The sequence below is a fragment of the Candidatus Parvarchaeota archaeon genome (assembly GCA_016866895.1).
GTDB lineage: Archaea > Micrarchaeota > Micrarchaeia > Anstonellales > VGKX01 > VGKX01.
Genome location: VGKX01000146.1, coordinates 1 through 3,144, shown reverse-complemented (window position 1 = coordinate 3,144; position 3,144 = coordinate 1). Strand labels below are relative to the sequence as shown.

Genomic DNA, 3,144 nt, shown 5'->3' with positions numbered 1-3,144 from the left:
CTGAACCTTGCAAGGCAGGGCAAGAGGCTGGACGGACGAGGAGCCGACCAGTACAGGGAGATAACCCTCCAGAAAAACGCAATCCCCAACGCCGAAGGCTCTGCGCTTTGCCAGCTTGGCAAAACCCAGGTGCTTGCAGGCATAAAGTTTGACATTGCAAAGCCTTATCCGGACAGGGAAGACGAGGGCATTTTCTCAACCGGCGCGGAACTTGTGCCACTTGCCTCCCCGATGTTCGAATCAGGCCCGCCAGGCGAGGACGCCATAGAGCTTGCCCGCGTTGTTGACAGGGGAATCCGCTCATCTGAAACACTTGACCTCAAGTCGTTTTTCATTCAGGATGAAAAGGTGCTTGCGCTTTACCTTGACTTGTGGGTGCTTGACTATGGAGGCAACCTCATAGACTGCGCATCCCTTGCCGCAATGGAGGCGCTTCTCAACACAAGGATGCCAAAAGTTGAGGATTGCAAAATCATTAGAGGCGAGTCTACAGGGCCCCTAAAGCTTTCAAGCAAGGTGACAACGTGCACATTTGTAAAAATCGGCTCAGACTACCTGCTTGACCCGGTACTTGACGAGGAGCTTGCAATGGACGGCAGGATTTCGTTTGCAACAACCAAAAGCCACGTCTGTGCGGTCCAGAAATCCGGCTGGTCAGCCACAAGCGCCGCCGAAGTCTCGGGCCTGATCGACAAGTCGTTTGCGCACGGGGAAGCACTCAAGTCGCTTTTGACTCAATAGTGCAGGCAGGCTGCGGGCCTGGAAAAGCTGAAAGCCTGCATTTGTGAACAATATTTGAAAAACAACTGTTGATATTCTAGGGGTGGATGAAAAATGGCAGACAGCAATGTCCGATACGGGGCAGAAATAAGAAAAAGGGCGCAGACGGTGTACAGGCAAAAAGTCGCAACATATGACTGCCCCTCATGCGGAAAAAACGCAGTAAAAAGGCAGTCCTATGCAAAGTGGCAGTGCAAGTCATGCGGGGGTATTTTTGCCGGTGGCGCATACTCATTCACAACCCCGACCGGAGAGGTTTCAAGGCGGCTTGGGGCAGAAAACAAGAAAAATTAGATTTCTCACTGCTTGGCGCACGCGGCGCGAGGCGGTTAGGGTGGTAATATGTACGTTTGCCAAAAATGCAAAAAAGAAATAAAGGAGCTTGACTCCAAGTTTGTCCGCTGCCCCTACTGTGGCTGGAGAATCCTCTACAAGGGCAGGCAGCCTGTTGCCAAGGACGTGGACACGAAGTAGCACGACCTTGGTCAAGCAAGGAAAAATAAAGCTGCGAATCAGCGCCTGCGCAGCACAAGTGCGTGCATATCCATGCTCATAAGCACAAGCCGCAAGCCGGTTCAAATTTCAAGGCGTCTTGCAAAATGCCTTGCCGCAATCATTCCGGATTCGGCTTATTCGACAAGGGGCAAATCCTCAATCCACCAGCTTGCGCACAAAGCCGGGCTTGGCGGGCACTCAAGGCTTTTGATTATCGAAGACTCGCGAGGAAATCCTTCGTGCCTCAGGTTTGCAAAAGTCATTGCCGGCAAGTCGGGTCATGACTTTGAATGGCTGGAGCAGGCAGTCGCAGTCAAATCTGTCAAGCTTGACACCGAACCAAAAAGGCAGCCAAAGCCAGAAGGCATATCGTTTGAGGGCAGCTGCTCAAGGCAAATGTCTGAAATGCTTGGCTTGGATGCAGCGGATTTCGATTCAAGCAGCTCGAAGCTGGAGGTTTGCTGCACTGATGGCCTGCTTTCATTTTGCTTTCAGGGCAGGCGCATCTTGGAAATTTCGTTGGGCTTTTTCCAGGCAGTTGAAAAACAAAAGTAGGAAAAATGAGAAATGGAATTTAATATGTACGCTGGCAGATGGGAAAAATGAAGGCAAATAATGAAGCAGTAAAAGCTGCAAGATTTGGGTGCACATGCGCCCTTGAGATATACCTTCCAGGCGCAAAGGCTGCAAAAGACGCGTGCAGGGCGCTTGCACAGGAAACAGAATTCAAAAAGAGAAGCCTATCATCAATCTCGCCAAAAGGCAGCAAGCTTGTCATTCGCATCAAAGCCGATGACGTTGTTGCACTAAGGGCGACAATAAATTCATATTTAAGGCTTCTTAGCGTAATTGAAAGCATAGAGGCGGAAAATTCCAGCTAAGTCTCTGACTTGTGCATCAGGAAAAACACTCTGGGAATGTGTGCGCAAACTGGAAAACAAACGAACAACAGGGAAAATAATCCGGAAAACCGGATATCGGAATATTGCAAAGGTGGTATTTATGGCAGGCGGGCTTCCAGCTGACATTGAGCAACAGGTTAGGGAATTCCAGCAGCTTCAAAGGACGCTTCAGACTGTTGTTGCCCAAAAGCAGCAGCTGACGTTCCAAATAGAGGAAATCAAGCTTGCAGCGCAAAGCGTCAATAGCGCAACTGGGATGCTTTTCAAGGCAGCAGGCGGCTTGCTGATACAGATAAGCCCCGAGTTTGCAAAAAAGGAGCTGTCTGAAAAGCAGGAATCATTCGAGCTGCGCCTCACAATGCTTGGAAAGCAGGAAAAGCAGCTTTCTGAAAAGGCGGCCGGCCTGAAGGCAACACTTGAGGCTGCCCTGAAAAAAATGCCCTCTGAGTAATAACTGGCTTTTTCAAAGGCAAATTTCTACTAAGGCAAACGTCTGTTTTTCAGGCAAGTTAGGCCAAGGTGGGTTAAGATACTATTTTATATCAGCTTTCTCTTTATCCTCTTAGCCTCGCCAAACTCCTCCAATTAATAAATCAGTTTGAGGTAAAAAGGGCAGGCGATAGCTTGGCGATTTGCTTGTCATCGGTCAAAAATTTCCTCAGGTCAATTCGGGGCAAAAGAGTTCTGATTACCTTCCACACCCGCGCAGACCTGGATGCAGTCGGGTCTGCAATTGCACTATGCAGGTACCTGAAAACCGCAAGCATTGTCGCCCCTGACCAAATTTCAAGTGCGGCAAGGGGCCTTGCAGCCCATTGCAGGCAAAAAGTATTCCTTGCGCAAGAAGTCGATGTTGAAAACTTTGAATTTTTCATTCTTGTTGATACAAACAGCGCAAGCCTGGTGCCAATCTCAAAAGACCTGCCTGGCGGATTTGACTGCATAATTGACCACCACAGCCTGAGGC

General features: G+C 49.5%; 7 protein-coding genes. All 7 read left to right on the top strand.

Features of this window, described 5'->3' with window-relative positions:
• Nucleotides 1-741: an exosome complex protein Rrp42 gene (locus FJZ26_05190; GenBank protein ID MBM3229801.1), complete on the top strand. Its 741-nt coding sequence runs from the start codon at nt 1-3 to the stop codon at nt 739-741.
• A 93-nt stretch (nt 742-834) separates the two neighbouring features.
• Nucleotides 835-1,074 carry a 50S ribosomal protein L37ae gene (gene rpl37ae / locus FJZ26_05185; GenBank protein MBM3229800.1) on the top strand — a complete coding sequence of 80 codons (240 nt, stop codon included), beginning with the start codon at nt 835-837 and terminating at the stop codon, nt 1,072-1,074.
• Between the two features lie 48 nt (nt 1,075-1,122).
• Nucleotides 1,123-1,254 (top strand): DNA-directed RNA polymerase subunit P, encoded by a 132-nt coding sequence (rpoP, locus tag FJZ26_05180; GenBank protein MBM3229799.1) that lies wholly within the window; start codon nt 1,123-1,125, stop codon nt 1,252-1,254.
• A gap of 72 nt (nt 1,255-1,326) precedes the next feature.
• Complete coding sequence (locus FJZ26_05175; protein MBM3229798.1) at nt 1,327-1,830, top strand: hypothetical protein; 504 nt, start codon at nt 1,327-1,329, stop codon at nt 1,828-1,830.
• A 38-nt stretch (nt 1,831-1,868) separates the two neighbouring features.
• Nucleotides 1,869-2,156: a hypothetical protein gene (locus tag FJZ26_05170; protein ID MBM3229797.1), complete on the top strand. Its 288-nt coding sequence runs from the start codon at nt 1,869-1,871 to the stop codon at nt 2,154-2,156.
• 121 nt (nt 2,157-2,277) lie between these two features.
• On the top strand, nt 2,278-2,628 hold the full coding sequence (locus tag FJZ26_05165) for a prefoldin subunit beta (protein MBM3229796.1): 351 nt from the start codon (nt 2,278-2,280) through the stop codon (nt 2,626-2,628).
• A gap of 185 nt (nt 2,629-2,813) precedes the next feature.
• The coding region (locus FJZ26_05160) for a hypothetical protein (protein ID MBM3229795.1) at nt 2,814-3,144 on the top strand (331 nt) is incomplete at its 3' end.